11 protein-coding genes are annotated in these 14,997 nt (G+C 57.0%); 4 read left to right on the forward strand and 7 right to left on the reverse strand.

From position 1 onward, the window contains the following. Window positions 1-34: 34 nt before the first annotated feature. The 4 genes from ppdK to treP all read right to left on the reverse strand — a co-directional run bounded on the left by ppdK (window position 35) and on the right by treP (window position 6,899). Window positions 35-2,665 carry a pyruvate, phosphate dikinase gene (gene ppdK / locus B5F17_RS04995; protein WP_087371459.1) on the reverse strand — a complete coding sequence of 877 codons (2,631 nt, stop codon included), beginning with the start codon at window positions 2,663-2,665 and terminating at the stop codon, window positions 35-37. 232 nt (window positions 2,666-2,897) lie between these two features. Then, complete coding sequence (locus tag B5F17_RS14615) at window positions 2,898-3,191, reverse strand: hypothetical protein (protein ID WP_143287676.1); 294 nt, start codon at window positions 3,189-3,191, stop codon at window positions 2,898-2,900. A gap of 71 nt (window positions 3,192-3,262) precedes the next feature. Continuing rightward, entirely contained in the window at window positions 3,263-4,906 is a 1,644-nt protein-coding gene (treC, locus tag B5F17_RS05005; protein WP_087371465.1) for an alpha,alpha-phosphotrehalase, read from the reverse strand. A 28-nt stretch (window positions 4,907-4,934) separates the two neighbouring features. Beyond that, window positions 4,935-6,899 (reverse strand): PTS system trehalose-specific EIIBC component, encoded by a 1,965-nt coding sequence (gene treP, locus B5F17_RS05010; protein WP_087371467.1) that lies wholly within the window; start codon window positions 6,897-6,899, stop codon window positions 4,935-4,937. Between the two features lie 260 nt (window positions 6,900-7,159). Here treP and B5F17_RS05015 point away from each other — a divergent pair, with 260 nt between their 5' ends. Together B5F17_RS05015 and B5F17_RS05020 are read left to right on the forward strand one after the other, a co-directional pair. Next, on the forward strand, window positions 7,160-7,888 hold the full coding sequence (locus B5F17_RS05015) for a GntR family transcriptional regulator (protein WP_087371470.1): 729 nt from the start codon (window positions 7,160-7,162) through the stop codon (window positions 7,886-7,888). Window positions 7,889-7,903: 15 nt separating this feature from the next. Continuing rightward, the gene (locus B5F17_RS05020; protein ID WP_087371473.1) at window positions 7,904-8,296 is read left to right on the forward strand and encodes a nuclear transport factor 2-like protein; all 393 of its coding nucleotides are present in this window, start codon (window positions 7,904-7,906) and stop codon (window positions 8,294-8,296) included. A 307-nt stretch (window positions 8,297-8,603) separates the two neighbouring features. Here the strand turns inward: B5F17_RS05020 and B5F17_RS05025 are convergent, their stop codons facing one another. Together B5F17_RS05025 and B5F17_RS05030 are read right to left on the reverse strand one after the other, a co-directional pair. Beyond that, window positions 8,604-9,161: a hypothetical protein gene (locus tag B5F17_RS05025; protein WP_087371476.1), complete on the reverse strand. Its 558-nt coding sequence runs from the start codon at window positions 9,159-9,161 to the stop codon at window positions 8,604-8,606. Between the two features lie 30 nt (window positions 9,162-9,191). After that, a complete protein-coding gene (locus tag B5F17_RS05030; RefSeq protein ID WP_143287677.1) occupies window positions 9,192-9,467 on the reverse strand; it encodes a hypothetical protein in 276 nt (91 codons plus the stop codon). 262 nt (window positions 9,468-9,729) lie between these two features. Between B5F17_RS05030 and B5F17_RS05035 the strand changes: the two genes are divergently transcribed. Together B5F17_RS05035 and B5F17_RS05040 are read left to right on the forward strand one after the other, a co-directional pair. After that, window positions 9,730-10,851, forward strand: coding sequence for a Coenzyme F420 hydrogenase/dehydrogenase, beta subunit C-terminal domain (locus B5F17_RS05035; RefSeq protein WP_087371481.1), 1,122 nt, complete (start codon window positions 9,730-9,732; stop codon window positions 10,849-10,851). Between the two features lie 448 nt (window positions 10,852-11,299). Next, a complete protein-coding gene (locus B5F17_RS05040; RefSeq protein WP_087371484.1) occupies window positions 11,300-12,001 on the forward strand; it encodes a hypothetical protein in 702 nt (233 codons plus the stop codon). A gap of 387 nt (window positions 12,002-12,388) precedes the next feature. Here B5F17_RS05040 and B5F17_RS05045 read toward each other — a convergent pair whose 3' ends face one another. Continuing rightward, window positions 12,389-14,872 (reverse strand): ATP-dependent Clp protease ATP-binding subunit, encoded by a 2,484-nt coding sequence (locus B5F17_RS05045; RefSeq protein ID WP_087371487.1) that lies wholly within the window; start codon window positions 14,870-14,872, stop codon window positions 12,389-12,391. Window positions 14,873-14,997: the final 125 nt, after the last annotated feature.

Genomic DNA, 14,997 nt, shown 5'->3' on the forward strand with positions numbered 1-14,997 from the left:
TCGATCCGGGCTCATTCAGTTTTGTCCCTGAGGCTTAGTCCTTGGGATACTTTACAGCTGCCTGTGCTGCTGCCAGACGTGCGATCGGCACGCGGTACGGCGAGCAGGATACGTAGGTCAGACCGATTCTATGGCAGAACTCAACCGAGGACAGGTCGCCGCCGTGCTCGCCGCAGATACCAAGCTTGATCTCCGGGCGGGTCTTACGGCCGTTCTCGACTGCCATCTTAACCAGCTGGCCGACGCCTTCCTGATCCAGGCGAGCGAACGGGTCGGACTCCAGGATCTTCTCTTCGAAGTAGCGATCGAGGATCTTGCCCACGTCGTCACGGGAGAAGCCGTAGGTCATCTGAGTCAGGTCGTTGGTACCGAAGGAGAAGAACTCTGCCTCCTGTGCGATCTGACCAGCGGTGATTGCTGCACGCGGGGTCTCGACCATGGTACCAACCATGTACTTCATCGGGATGCCAGCGTTCTCGATCAGCTGATCTGCGACTGCCTTGATCTTACGCTTTACAAAGCGCAGCTCCTTGACGTCGACAACCAGCGGAACCATGATTTCGGGGGTGATGCGCAGGCCGTCTTCCTTCCAGACGTTGATTGCTGCCGAGATGATTGCCTCGGTCTGCATCTCTGCGATTTCAGGATACAGAACGTCCAGACGGCAGCCGCGAGTACCCAGCATGGGGTTAAACTCGTGCAGGCCTTCGATGATACCCGTCAGCTTATCGACCTCGATGTTCATTTCAGAAGCCAGCTCTGCGATATCCTCGGGATCGGTCGGGAGGAACTCGTGGAGCGGGGGATCGAGCAGGCGGATGGTTACCGGCAGGCCGCCCATTGCGCGATAGATGGCTTCAAAGTCGCCGCGCTGCATGGGCAGGATCTTAGCCAGAGCCTTACGGCGCTGAGCCTCGTCCGGTGCGATAATCATTTCGCGGACAGCCTTGATGCGGCTCTCCTCGAAGAACATGTGCTCAGTGCGGCACAGACCGATGCCTTCTGCGCCGAACTTACGTGCCTGCGTTGCATCACGCGGGGTATCGCCGTTGGTGCGTACCTTGAGCACGCGCAGCTCGTCTGCCCAGCCCATGAAGCGGCCGAAATCACCGGTCAGCTCTGCTTCCTGGGTCTCGATCTTGCCGACATATACGTTGCCGGTCGAGCCGTCGAGCGAGATAAAGTCGCCCTCGTGCATAACCGTGCCGTTTGCAAAGGTAATGGTCTTGTTTTCCTCGGATACCTTGACGCCCGATACGCCTGCAACGCAGCAAGTACCCATGCCGCGTGCGACAACGGCTGCGTGCGAGGTCATGCCGCCGCGTGCGGTCATAACGCCCTCTGCCGATACCATGCCGTCGATATCCTCCGGCGAAGTCTCCTGACGAACCAGGACAACCTTGGCACCGGTCTTATGTGCTGCAACGGCTTCCTCTGCGGTGAAGTAAACGGCACCGCAAGCTGCGCCGGGCGATGCGGGCAGGCCGGTTGCGATCGGGGTTGCTGCCTTGAGGGCTGCGGGATTGAAGGTCGGGTGCAGCAGTGCGTCGAGCTGGTGCGGTTCTACCTTCAGAATCGCCTGCTCCTTGGTGCAGATGCCCTCGTCGACCAGATCAACGGCTACCTTCAGCGCTGCCTGTGCGGTACGCTTGCCGTTACGGGTCTGGAGCATGTAGAGCTTGCCATTCTCGATGGTGAACTCCATGTCCTGCATGTCCTTATAGTGCTGCTCGAGGCGCTGGGAAATGTCTACAAACTGCTGATAAACTTCGGGCATGGTGTCCTGCAGTGCGGAGATCGGCTGCGGGGTACGGATACCTGCAACAACGTCCTCGCCCTGTGCGTTCATCAGGAATTCGCCGTACAGCTTCTTCTCGCCGGTTGCCGGGTTACGGGTAAATGCAACGCCGGTACCCGAGGTCTCGCCCATGTTGCCGAAGACCATCGACTGTACGTTAACTGCGGTACCCCAGGAGTAGGGGATATCGTTCATGCGGCGGTAAGTATTTGCACGCGGGTTGTCCCAGGAGCGGAATACTGCGCGGACAGCTTCCATCAGCTGCTTCTTGGGGTCCTGCGGGAAGGGCTCGCCGATGTTCTTTTCGTAGTGGTCCTTGAACAGGTTGATCAGTTCGAGCATGTCGTTCTCGTCCAGCTCGTTGTCGTGGGTGACGCCGCGTTTTTCCTTGACCTGATCGATGAACTGCTCAAAGGTGCTCTTCGGCAGCTCCATAACGACATCCGAGAACATCTGGATGAAACGGCGGTACGAATCGCGTGCAAAGCGCGGGTTGCCGGTCAGCTTTGCAACGGCGTCGCAGATGACGTCGTTCATGCCGAGGTTCAGGATGGTATCCATCATACCGGGCATGGATGCGCGTGCGCCCGAGCGAACCGATACGAGCAGCGGGGAATCGGGATTGCCCAGGTGCTTGCCGGTCATCTTCTCGAGCTTATCGAGGTATTCCATGATCTGTTCCTGAATATCGGGATAGATCTGGCGGCCATCCTCATAGTAACGGGTGCAGGCCTCGGTGGTGATGGTAAAGCCCTGCGGCACAGGCATGCCCAGACCGGTCATTTCGGCCAGGTTTGCGCCCTTGCCGCCCAGCAGTTCACGCATGGAGCCGTTACCCTCAGAGAACAGATACACATATTTTTTCATATTCCGTTTGCCTCCGTTTCGTCCGTGTTCGATGAATCCTGAGTTGATTCGTCATTTCGTCCAAATTTCCGGTTCTCACCAGCACGTTTATTATAACATATATGAAAAGAAATAGGTTCTGGCAACTTCCACCTTTTTACTGTTTGTTCTTTGTGCATTTTGCACAGTTTTCAAGCCAAAAGCAATTTATTGACGGTTTTTCCTGCAAATAGATAGGTAAAATGACGGAGTATTATGCATTTTGTTTTGTAATATTGTGGTAATTTCCTGTCACGCAGCAAAAAATCGTCATTTTCTCCAATTTTCTCTTCTTTTGCCCTTGTTTATCCACAGGGTGGGGATAATTTTTCCCTACTTGGGAAAGAAAAAAGTCATGCACAGGCTGTGCATGACTCAGGTCGTCGAAAAACTCTGGTTTTTCGACGAGCAGACGTCCGCCGCGCAAAGCGCTCTGGACGCAGAATACCCGAAACCGCGCATAAATGAGCGGATTCGGGCATTTTTCTGTGTAAAAAGTCACGCGCATGTCGCGACTTTTTACGAAATTTTATACGCGCCACAGGCGCAGGAAATTTTTTCGTCGCTGCAAGCTGAAGATCAGCCGCGGTACAGGATGACCGACTCGTAGGGGCGCAGGTGGAGTTTGGGCTGCACTTCGGTGTCGGGGTAGTTACTCAGCAGGCAGGTAAAGCCGGTCAGGTCGATGGGGCACGTCCAGTCGGTCTCGGTGCGGTAGAAGTTATTGACGACCACGATCTGCTCGTCGCCCAAAGTACGGGTATAGGCGAGTACGCTGGGGTTTTTCTGGTCGAGAGGTGCAAAATCACCGGCAGAAATCACGTCGTACTGCTTACGCAGGGCGATGAGTTTGCGGTAGTGGTTGAAAATCGAGTCCGGGTCGTCGATCTGGCTTTCGGCGTTGATGGTCTTGGTATTGGGGTTGACCGACAGCCACGGCGTACCGCTCGTGAAGCCGCCCTGTGCGCTGTCGTCCCACTGCATCGGGGTACGGCTGTTATCGCGGGAATGCACGCGCAGGATATCGTAAACGCTGTCCTCATGCAGGCCGCGTGCGCGCAGGATGTGGTAATGGTTGATGCTCTCGACGTCGCGGTACTGGTCGAGCGAGGTAAAGCCGGCGTTGGTCATGCCCAGTTCCTCGCCCTGATAGACGTACGGTGTGCCGCGCAGGCAATGGATGACCGTGCCCAGCATCTTGGCCGACTGCTTCCAGTATTCGCCCTCGTCGCCAAATCGTGACACGACGCGGGGCTGGTCGTGGTTGCACCAGAAAACAGCGTTCCATGCGTTGTGTTCGGTCATGCCGGTCTGCCACGAGAACAGGATGTCCTTGAGTTTCTGGAAGTCGAAGGGGACGAGTACCCACTTCTCATTGCCCACAAAGTCTACCTTGAGGTGATGGAAGGAGAAGGTCATGGACAGCTCGCCGGTGTCCGCGCCCGCGTAGCGGTAGCAATTTTCCATGCTCGTGCTCGACATCTCGCCCACGGTCACGATCTCGGCATCGGTGCCGAAGGTGGCCTGGTTGAGTTCGTGCAGGTACTCATGCACGCGCGGGCCGTCGGTATAGAATCTGCGGCCATCGCCCTGATCGTCGCTCTCATACGAGCCCTTGCTGATGAGGTTGACCACGTCAAAGCGGAAGCCCTTGACTCCCTTGCTCATCCAGAAACGGATGACTTCCTGCACCTCATGCCGCACGTCCGGGTTTTCCCAGTTGAGGTCGGCCTGGGTGGGGTCGAACAGGTGCAAATACCACTTGCCCTTCTCCGGGACGTACGCCCACGCGCTGCCGCCGAACTTGCTCTGCCAGTTATTGGGCGGGGTGTCCGGGTCGCCGTCCTTCCAGATGTAGTAATTTTCGTACTTGGGGTCGCCTGCGAGTGCCTTGCGGAACCACTCGTGTTCGGTCGAGGTGTGGTTAAACACCATGTCCAGCATCACGCGGATATCGCGCGCCTTGGCCTCGCGGCACAGCGTCTCAAAGTCCTCCATCGTGCCGAATCTGGGGTCGATATTGCGGTAATCGGCCACGTCGTAGCCGTTATCGCGCTGGGGCGAGACGAAAAACGGGGTCATCCAGATATAGTCGACGCCCAGCGTTTTGAGGTAATCCAGCTTGGCGGTCACGCCGCGCAGATCGCCCAGTCCGTCGCCGTTCGTGTCACAGAACGACTTGGGATAAATCTGATAGACAACGCTTTTGCGGAAATCGTACATGGAAATTTTGCCTCCTAAAAAACAGGTGTCAGCCCAGTTCAGCGACCGGGGTCTCGCCGTGCTTGACCTCACGGCCGGTATGAGTGGTCAGGCTGTGTGCGCCCGGGTCGGTGACGATCAGCATGGTGGTCGTCGGGTGGCCTGCGGCTGCGATCTTGTTTGCGTCAAAGGTAATGAGTGCATCGCCGCGGCGCACCTTATCACCCTCGGATACGTGCAGGGTGAAGCCGTCGCCGCCCATGTCCACCGTATCTACGCCAACGTGGATGAGCAGTTCGGTGCCGTCGTTCATGCGCAGGCCGCATGCGTGCTTGGTATCGGCCATGACGACCGTGATTTCAGCGTCTGCCGGTGCGTAAATGGTATCGCCGGTCGGCTCGAAGGCCACGCCGTCGCCCATAACGCCCTGAGAAAATACTTCGTCGGGTACGTCGGACAGCGGAATGACGCGGCCATCTGCAATGGCGGTCAGGACGTTGTCTGCCTGCTGGGTGGTGGCCGGTGCAGGGGTCTGAGAAGTGGTTTCGGGTACGCTCTCTGCGGCTGCCGGTGCGCCTGCGGTCACAAGGCCGCGCTCCTCACGGCCAAGCTTGCGGCTGCCGACCACGATGGTCAGGACAAAGGGAACGACGATCGCGGTCAGCATCGCGAGCAGGAAGTTGACCCAATACTCGGGGAAGATAGACAGGATGCCCGGCAGGCCGCCGACACCGATGGAAATTGCGGTCACGCCCGTGCCGATCGAGATCATGGCCGCGCAGGCCGAGCCAATCATGCCGCACACCAGCGGGAATACATATTTCATATTAACACCGAACAGTGCAGGTTCGGTAACGCCGAGGTAGCAGGAGATACATGCCGGAATGTTGATCTGCTGGGCGCGCTCGTTGCGCTTTTGCAGGACGATCATGCCCAGAACAGCCGAGCCCTGCGCAATATTGGACAGCGCGATCATCGGCCAGAGGTTGGTGCCGCCGTAGGTGTTGACCAGCTGGGAGTCGATGGCATTGGTCATGTGGTGCAGACCGGTCATAACGATCGGCGCGTACAGCAGGCCGAACAGTGCGGCAAAGAGCAGCTTGACATTGGATGCAAGACCCATGTTGACGATATTTGCGATAAAATCACCGATTTTCCAGCCAATCGGGCCGACTACGGTGTGTGCGATGAGTACAGCGGGAACAAGTGCGCAGAAGGGAACGACAACCATGCGGATGACTTCCGGGCAAATCTTCTGGAAGAATTTCTCAAGATAAACTAGGACGAAGCCTGCCAAAATGGCCGCGATGACCTGACCCTGATAGCCGATCATCTGTACCTGTGCAAAGCCGAAATCCCAGACCGGAATGTCTTCGGCTGCGGTGGTTGCGACCGAGAAGCCGTTTAAGAGCTGGGGAGAGATGAGCGTCAGGCCGAGTACGATACCGAGAATCTGGGTCGTGCCCATCTTCTTGGTGATCGACCAGGTGATACCAACCGGCAGAAAGTGGAAGATGGCCTCACCGATCAGCCACAGGAAGTTATACAGTCCCGCCCAGAACTGGGATACATCGGTCAGCGACTGCGTGCCGCCGCCCAGCAAATTGACCTCACCGATGAGGTTGCGGAAACCCAAAATCAGACCGCCGCAGATCAGTGCCGGGATGATGGGGGCAAAGATTTCGCCCAGTGCGCCCACGACGCGCTGTACCGGGTTCTGGTTGGTCTTGGCCGCGCTCTTGACCGCGTCCTTACTCACGCCCTCGATGCCCGCGTACTTGGTAAATTCCTGATAGAAGGTCGCAACGTCGTTTCCGATGATGACCTGATACTGTCCGGCCTGGGTGAACGTACCCTTGACGCACGGGATGGCTTCGATGGCCTTTTCGTTGGCCTTTTTCGGGTCCACGAGCACGAAACGCATGCGCGTCATACAGTGGGAAACTGCCTGGATGTTGGCCTTGCCGCCAATTTCATCCAGCAGCGTTTGGACTGCCTGCTGGTATTTTGCCATAAATGGGGTTCCTCCTCTTTCATTTGTTTCCTTGTACTCAACTTGTTTAAACAAGTTATTTTGCTTGTACATAAGATACCCCTTTTTCATCCCGATTGCAAGGCGATTTTTGACCAAAAAATCAAATTCTTTTTTAGGCACTCTGACCAGTCGGTTTGCGCACAATTCCAGGATTGGCAAGCGCTCCTTTGTGCGATATAATAGGGTTTAGAATTCACATCCGGACGGCTTTCCGCGTCCGATGAGAGTGAGGGTCGTCCATGCCAAAGGCTATCTACGAACAAATTTATCGCGAACTGAAAAGCAGGATTGAGTCCGGTTTTTACCCCCCGCAGGAGCTGCTGCCCTCGGAAAACAAGCTCATCGTTGAGTTTGACTGCTCCCGCGGCACGCTCCGCCGTGCAGTCGCCGAGCTGGTCCGCGCCGGCTACGTCCAGACCATGCAGGGCAAGGGCGTGCGCTGCATCTTCCAGCCCTCCGGTCAGGCTACCTTTACCCTCGGCGGCATCGAATCCTTCGCCGAGTCCGCTGCCCGCAACCACTGGCGCGGCACCAGCACCATCCTGTGCTTTATGCCCCTCGAGGCCGACGAGTCGCTGGCGCGGCGCACCGGTTTTCCGGTCGGCACGCCGCTCTATTATCTGCGCCGTCTGCACTATCTAAACGATCGGCCGCTGATTCTAAACCACAGCTATTTTCGGCAGGATGTCGCGGTCGGGCTGACCGCTGAGATCGCGTCGGGCTCGATCTATCGCTATCTCGAGCAGGACTTGCACGTCGCCATTATCAACAGCAAGCGTGTGGTGACGGTTGAAAAGGCGGACGGACTTGACCTGCAATACCTCGACATGGATGACTGCAACTGTCTGGCTGTGGTCAGCAGTCAGACTTACAATGGGGACGGTGTGATGTTTGAGTACACGCAATCGCGCCACCATCCCAAGTTCTTCCGCTTCCAGGATAATGCGGTAAGAAAAACTGGAATTTAAAGGAGTGTGTCGGCTATGAAAAAAATCGCCATTCTCTGTCTGACCTTGCTGTGTGTGCTGCTCGCCGCCTGTCAATCGGGTGGGCAAGCGGAAACCTCTCCCGAGGACACGGTACAGGCCTTCTTTGCCGCGTTCGAGACCGCAAACTACCAGTCCATGCAGGATTACTGCACCGAGGACTGTGTAGACACGTATTTCCACGACGGCGATGTCTTCGGCATGGTCTGGGCCAAGGCCGAAAATATCCAGAAGCAGACCATCGAGGATAAAGAGGGTTTTCTGGTCGCTGTCCAGATGGAAACCGCGCCGACTTCGGCACTCTACCCCGACACCGAGACCTCGTTCTATGTCTGGCTGACCCAGAATGCGTCGGGCGACTGGCTGGTCGACTCGTTTACGACCGGGTAAAATTGCAAAATGGGTATAAAAAAAGACCGCTCGAAAGAGCGGTCTTTTGATATGCAGAAATGGAAGGGTAGGGAGGTGGGAATCCGTTCCGGTGGGAACGGATTCTATGAGCGCGCCAGGCGCGCAGAGAGTCTTGCTCGCTGCGGCGAGCGCTTTTTTTATTTTTTTGTTGAAACCCGGGTCGACACCGGGTTTCAAAAGGGGATTTCGCCCGTTGCGACGGGCGACTCAGGGCTCTGCCCTGAGGACCCGCAAGCCTTTCGAGAAAGGCTTGAGCGAAAGCTTCAATTTGGGTGCGAGCTTTCTTTTACAGTTCCCGGCGCGTCGAGCGGGTGAGGGCGCGATAAGCTGCGTCCGTAGCAGGCAGCAAAAACAGGGTGGTGGTGATGCACAGCACGTCGAAAAAGCATGCGCTCACGCCCCAGCCGAACAGCCATTCCGGTGACAGCCAGATCAAGGCACTCAGTCCCAAAGCTGCGCAGTCGAGTGCCGCGTGCAATGCGGTGCGGCGGCAGATGACCGCCGTGCCCAGCAGCATGAGCACAAAGCCCGGTGTGAACTGGGACAGGTCGATCGACGGTCCGTCCACCGTGAGCATGCTCAGCTGCACCACCGACAGGACAACCGCTACCGTCAGTCCAAGCAGATAGATGCGTCCGGTCTGGGTGCGCGTGCGTGCGCGGCAGGCCGCAAGTCCGGCGGCTGTCAGTCCCATGCACACAAGGCGTACCACCAGCAATTCGCCCACAAACAGCACCGCTCCGGTCTCCGGTCGGCGCACAAAGATAAATCCATCCGTAATCAGCGCTGCAAACAACAATCCTGCACCTACGGCGCACAGGATCGGGGTTCTCTGTCTCTCCATCCGTCCTTCACCCCTTCGGCTTTCTCGCCGTCAAAGCATCCAAAATATCAGCCACAGCAAAAGCGGCACAAAATCCAGCACGATCTTATACCATCGTCCCACCGGTCGGCGCAGCAGCAATCGCACGCCGTCGGCTGCCAAGATAATGGCTCCGACCACCGACGCTACCAGCGTCAGACCCAGTCCGCCGTATAAAACCACGGGCAGCGGGTGCAGAATCCAGCCCGACCGCAGATATAGCAGCATGAAGATTCCTGCAATCGCGAGCGATCCGTACGCAAACGCATACCCTGTCTTTCTTTTCATCGGTATCGGCATGATTCTTTCCCCCTCCGCCTGCATTTTTTCTCACTACTTATTAGACGATCCTTGATTCCATTTTGTTACCTGAATTGTAAAAAAATATCAACAAAATTTTAAGACGTTTTTTATCCATTTTGGCAGATATCTCCTGACTCCGGTCATTTCTCTGCCTTCTGCATGCCAGCCGTTCGACTTTTCACGAATCTGTGGTATAATACCCTTATCCGCTCTATTTCGAGAGTTAACAGAAAAGGTGAACGCTATTATGATTCAGATTACCGATAAAACCAAATGCTGCGGCTGCACCGCCTGCGTGTCGGTCTGCCCGCAAAACTGCATCACCATGCAGACAGATGACGAGGGTTTTTCCTATCCGGTCGTCAATCCTGACCTGTGCATCGGCTGCGACGCCTGCGAAGCCGTCTGCCCGTGCCTGAACCGCAAGCCCAATCCGCCCCAGCCGCAGGCTATGGCCGTACGCGCAAAGGACGACATCCTGCGCCGGTTCTCCTCGTCGGGCGGCGTGTTCTCGCTGCTGTCCACCGATGTTCTGAACCATGGCGGCGCGGTGTGCGGCGCGGTATTCGGCGACGATTTCCGCGTCCAGCACGTCATCGCCTGGGACGAAACCGGCGTGGAGCCCATGCGCGGCGCAAAATATGTGCAGTCCGACCTCGGCGACGTGTTCCGCCAGATTCGTGACCTCGTAGACAACAACACCCCGGTTCTGTTCTCGGGTACGCCCTGCCAGACCGCCGGTCTGCGTGCTTACCTCGGCGGCGACGCCGACAAGGTACTCACGGTCGCCATCGTCTGCCACGGCGTGCCGTCTCCTAAAATCTGGGAAAAGAACCTGCATGAACTGGGCACGGTCACCGACGTGCGCCTGCGCGACAAACGCCAGAGCTGGAAGCGATACGCAACCAACTACTTCGTCGATGGCAAGGAGATTCTGCGCCCGGTCATGGACGACCCGTATATGAAGGGCTTCCTGCGTGACCTCTATAACCGTCCCTCGTGCACCGATTGCCCAGCTAAAACCGGCGGCTACGCCGACCTCACCCTGGGCGACTTCTGGGGCATCGAAAAATTCCTGCCCGATATGGACGATGATAAGGGTACTTCGCTCGTGCTCGTGCAGACCGAACAGGGCAAAAAAGCCCTCGCGGCTATCGCGGATCGGGTGGAGAGTAAAGCCGTCACTTTTGCCCAGGCAACACAGTATAACCCCGCTGTCACCACCTCGGCGCACGATCACCCGCAGAGAAACGAGGCTATGAAGCGACTGGAAAATGAACCCCTCGCCGCCGTCGTCGCAGATTATACCAAGACAAGCGGCATGGAGAAACTCAAAGGCTTCGCGCGGAAATTGCTCGGTCGAAAGTAACGATAACCACCGCACCCATCACTGAAAGTTTCGCCAGCCTTTTCAAAGGCTGCGGGTTCTCAGGGCAGAGCCCTGAGTCGCCCGTCGCAACGGGCGAAATCCCCTCTTGAAACCCGGTGTTCGGCCCGGGTTTCAATTAAAAAATAACTAAAGAACGCTCGCCTCAGCGAGCAAGACCCTTTGCGCGCAAAGCGCGCTCATAAAAACCGTTCCCGCCGGGAACGGTTTTCTTTTTTCCCGCTTCGCTGCAAAAACGTCCGTCTCCCTCTGTTTCCATCATACCATTTTCTCTTAATAACTCCAATTAAGGACAGTTTAAGATTATTTTAAGATTTATTTAAGACTTTACACGACAAAATAGTTGACTTATCGAAATTTCTGTTATATACTCTCAGACAGTTAGCTATGACTAACTAATCGATCTCTCACACAAAGAAGGAGGAATGGTATGTACCCCTATATCCTGGTATCTCTCGTACTCACGCTCATTTTCGCCCTCGGCTGTCATGGCGCAATCCGCAAACACGCCGGCGCGTTTTACGCCCTCGCGGTGCTCATCGTCGTCGCTGAAGTCCTGTATTACCAGCTCGGCTGGCGCGATATCGCGCCCGAATGGCTCACCGACCACATCGTAAACCCCTTTAAGCGCGGCGCACTGTCCACCGCCATGTTTATGGTCATCATGTATGTGGGTGCGCTGGACGCAAAGCGTCCCGCTGTGCGCAAGCTCATGGGTGTACGCGGTCAGCTGTCCATCATCGCGTGCATCCTGACCCTCGGTCACAACATCATTTACGGCAAAAAGCACTTTGTGATGCTCTTTACCAATCCTGCCGAGATGAAGCCCCAGACCATGGCGGCAGCCATCATTTCGATTGTGATGATTGCGGTGATGCTCCCGCTGATGGTGACCTCGTTCAAGGCCATCCGCGGCAAGATGCGTGGGGGAGACTGGAAGAAGCTCCAGCGTTTGGCGTATCTGTTCTTTGGCCTCATCTACGTGCATGTTATGGTACTGTTTATCCCGAAATTTGAAAAGAAGTGGATGGATATTGTGCTGTACACGGTGATTTTCGGCGTTTATCTGGTGCTGAGAGTAGCTAAAGCAGTGAGAAAGCCGGTGCAGGTGTCGGCTGGATGTGGTGCGTGACAGGCTGCATGAAAAGAATAAAAAAAGACCCGATCTAATGATCGGGTCTATGAGCCTTACGGATTGAGAAAAGGCCCCTGTGGGGCGTTTTCCCGTAAGGCTGTGGCCGACTTGCTCGGCCAAGCCATGAACGGAGAAGAGTTGCGCGACCTGCGGGTCGCGCTTTTTCATTATTTTTGATTGATTCCGGTCAAAAGGCCGGAATCAAGAGGGGAGTTTCGCTCGCTGCGGCGAGCGATTGAAAACGAGAGTTTCATTGAAACCCGGGTCGGACACCGGGTTTCAAGAGGGGAGTTTCGGACTCTGCGGAGTCCGACTCAGGGCTCTGCCCTGAGAACCCGCAGCCTTTGAAAAGGCTGGCGAAACTTTCAGTAAGGGGTGCGGAGATTAGTCCTTATTTTCCTCAACGGTCTGAGTGGGTTTGAGAACCAGTTTACCGTCCTCCTCGTCCAAAGTAACGTGCTGACCGCGCTGGACATTGCCGCGCAGGAAGTCCTCAGCGACGAGGTCCTCGACCTCGGACTGGATGGCACGTCTGAGCGGACGAGCGCCGTAGATCGGGTCGAAACCAGCCTTGACCAGATGTGCACGCGCTGCCGGAGTCCAATCCATCGTCAGCTCCATCTCGTCCATGCGGGATGCAACCTGACGCAGCATGCCGTCTGCGATCTTACCGATTTCCTCCTCGGTCAGGCGGTTAAAGACGATGATCTCGTCGATACGGTTGATGAGTTCGGGGCGGAATGCCTCCTTAAGGTCGGACAGAACTTCCTTCTTGATGTCCTCGAAGCTCTGCTCGCCGGTGGGCTGCTCGTCGCCGCCGAAGCCCAGGGTTTTACGGCCCTTGCCGGTGATCTTCTGTGCGCCGATGTTGGAGGTCATGATGAGCACAGTGTTCTTGAAGTCCACCTTACGACCCTGGCCGTCGGTCAGCTGGCCATCTTCCAGAATCTGGAGCAGGATGTTAAAGACATCGGGGTGTGCCTTCTCGATCTCGTCGAACAGGACAACCGAGTACGGCTTTCTTCTGACCTTCTCGGTCAGCTGGCCGCCCTCGTCATAGCCGACGTATCCCGGAGGCGAACCGATCATGCGGGCAACGCTGTGTTTCTCCATATACTCGGACATATCGAAGCGCAGCATTGCGTTTTCGTCACCGAACAGGGCTTCTGCCAAGGTCTTGCACAGCTCGGTCTTGCCGACACCGGTGGGGCCGAGGAAGATAAACGAACCAATCGGGCGCTTGGGGTCGCGCAGGCCGACACGGCCACGGCGGATGGCGCGGGCAACGGCGTTCACAGCCTCGTCCTGGCCGATCACACGTGCATGCAGGGTATCCTCGAGCTGTAACAGGCGCTGGCCTTCGTCCTCGGTCAGGCGAGCTGCCGGAATACCCGTCCAGCCTGCGATGACCTCGGCAATATCGTCAGCCGATACCGTATCACGTGCGGTTGCCTTGGTGTCCTCCCATGCCTTGCGCTGCTTGTCAGCCTCGGCCTGCTTTGCTGTCTGCTCGTCGCGCAGCTTAGCAGCCTGCTCATAATCCTGCGCACGGACGGCCTCGTCCTTCTTGGCAGACAGGGCGGAAATTTCGTCCTCGAGGGTCTTGAGGTCGGGCGGAGGAGTCATGGCCTGCATGCGAACACGCGAGCATGCCTCATCGATCAGGTCGATTGCCTTATCCGGCAGCTGACGACCCGAAACATAGCGGACAGACAGCTTAACGGCTGCCTCGATGGCCTCGTCGGAAATCTTAATGCCGTGGTGTGCCTCGTAGCGGTCGCGCAGACCGGTCAGAATCTGCACAGCCTCCTCGGGCGACGGCTCGTTGACCGTGACCGGCTGGAAACGACGCTCGAGTGCTGCATCCTTCTCGATGTGCTTGCGGTACTCATCGAGCGTGGTTGCGCCGATGATCTGGATGTCACCGCGAGCGAGTGCGGGCTTTAAGATATTTGCAGCGTCGACTGCGCCCTCTGCGGCACCTGCGCCGACGATCATGTGCAGCTCATCGATGAAGAGGATGACGTTTTTATCCTTTTGCAGCTCCTCCAGAACGCTCTTGATGCGCTCCTCGAACTCGCCGCGGTACTTTGCGCCTGCGATCATGCCGGTCAGGTCAAGTGCGATCAGCTTTTTGTCCTTCAGGTTATCCGGTACGTCTCCCGACGCGATCTTCTGCGCCAGACCCTCGGCAACTGCGGTCTTGCCGACACCCGGGTCGCCAACCAGTGCCGGGTTATTCTTGGTACGGCGGGACAGAATCTGGATGACGCGGTCGATCTCGTTCTTACGGCCGATGACCGGGTCGAGCTGACCGTCACGGGCAGCCTTGGTCAGATCCTTGCCGTACTGTGCCAGCGCCTTGCCAGCGCCGCCGGCAGCTTCCGGTTCGGATGCGCTCTGACCGGCTGCGCCGCCGGTCGGCTGGTGCTCGCCCATGTGCTGCGACAGCGTCTGCATCAGGCTGCGGGAATCCACGCCGAGGGCGTTCAGGATGGTGATTGCGACATTCTGACCCTCGTACAGCAGGCCGTACAGAAGGTGCTCGGTGCCGACGTAGCTATGACCAAGCTGGGATGCGGCTGCGACTGCCAGTTCGACGATGCGCTTGGTGCGCGGGGTCAGACCCTGCGGTGCAGACGGGTCGGGTGCGCCGAAGCCGACCAGCTTCTCAATCTGCTGTTCGATTTTCTGAGCGGTCACACCGGCCTCGGTCAGCACTTTGGCAGCCATGCCGCCGCCTTCCAGTACAAGGCCGTCGAGCAGATGCTCGGAACCGACGTAGTTATGACCCATGCGTCCAGCGGCTTCCTGCGCAAGCTGGAGCGCCGAAGATGCACGGTCGGTGAAGCGGTTGTTGTAAAGCATATAGATACACTCCTTTCGGGAGAGAAAACGTAAATTTAGGATGAAATTTCAAAATGGGTCCGGGCCTGCGGCCCGGCGCAGTCCAGGCGCGCAGCCTGGCCCGTCCAGGTGGAACCTGGTCGCCA

Source organism: Butyricicoccus pullicaecorum (assembly GCF_002160355.1).
GTDB lineage: Bacteria > Bacillota > Clostridia > Oscillospirales > Butyricicoccaceae > Butyricicoccus > Butyricicoccus pullicaecorum.

Excerpts from the sequence above, each read along its gene's own strand:
- B5F17_RS05015 (WP_087371470.1), top strand. The coding sequence starts at position 7,160 with ATGCCAAAGGCTATCTACGAACAAATTTATCGCGAACTGAAAAGCAGG.
- B5F17_RS05030 (WP_143287677.1), bottom strand. The coding sequence starts at position 9,467 with ATGAAAAGAAAGACAGGGTATGCGTTTGCGTACGGATCGCTCGCGATT.
- B5F17_RS05020 (WP_087371473.1), top strand. The coding sequence starts at position 7,904 with ATGAAAAAAATCGCCATTCTCTGTCTGACCTTGCTGTGTGTGCTGCTC.
- treC (WP_087371465.1), bottom strand. The coding sequence starts at position 4,906 with ATGTACGATTTCCGCAAAAGCGTTGTCTATCAGATTTATCCCAAGTCG.
- treP (WP_087371467.1), bottom strand. The coding sequence starts at position 6,899 with ATGGCAAAATACCAGCAGGCAGTCCAAACGCTGCTGGATGAAATTGGC.
- B5F17_RS05035 (WP_087371481.1), top strand. The coding sequence starts at position 9,730 with ATGATTCAGATTACCGATAAAACCAAATGCTGCGGCTGCACCGCCTGC.
- B5F17_RS14615 (WP_143287676.1), bottom strand. The coding sequence starts at position 3,191 with ATGCGCGTGACTTTTTACACAGAAAAATGCCCGAATCCGCTCATTTAT.
- B5F17_RS05045 (WP_087371487.1), bottom strand. The coding sequence starts at position 14,872 with ATGCTTTACAACAACCGCTTCACCGACCGTGCATCTTCGGCGCTCCAG.
- B5F17_RS05025 (WP_087371476.1), bottom strand. The coding sequence starts at position 9,161 with ATGGAGAGACAGAGAACCCCGATCCTGTGCGCCGTAGGTGCAGGATTG.
- B5F17_RS05040 (WP_087371484.1), top strand. The coding sequence starts at position 11,300 with ATGTACCCCTATATCCTGGTATCTCTCGTACTCACGCTCATTTTCGCC.
- ppdK (WP_087371459.1), bottom strand. The coding sequence starts at position 2,665 with ATGAAAAAATATGTGTATCTGTTCTCTGAGGGTAACGGCTCCATGCGT.